This is a genomic window from Cupriavidus sp. SIMBA_020 (assembly GCF_046535395.1).
Classification (GTDB): domain Bacteria; phylum Pseudomonadota; class Gammaproteobacteria; order Burkholderiales; family Burkholderiaceae; genus Cupriavidus; species Cupriavidus campinensis.
On record NZ_JAWRWU010001840.1, the window covers coordinates 1 to 229 of the forward strand.

Below are 229 nucleotides of genomic sequence, written 5' to 3' on the forward strand. Positions count from 1 at the left end.
GTCGGACAAGCCGTTCTTCATCGAGCCGCTGTTCACGCGCGATCCGCGCCTCATCACGCCGGTTCAGGTGCTGATGGGGATGATGGCGATTCGCGGCATCTACGAGCGGCACCAGGTGCAGTCGCTCAATCACGGCATCGGCTTCAACACGGCCGCGATCGAACTGCTCCTGCCGACCTACGGCGAGAAGCTCGGCCTGAAGGGCAAGATCTGCAAGCACTGGACCCTG

At 62.9% G+C, this 229-nt stretch carries 1 protein-coding gene; it reads left to right on the top strand.

Annotated elements, in window-relative coordinates:
• Positions 1–229, top strand: a 229-nt coding sequence (locus SB751_RS35965; protein WP_410749722.1) for a malonate decarboxylase subunit alpha, incomplete at both ends; no start/stop codon positions are given.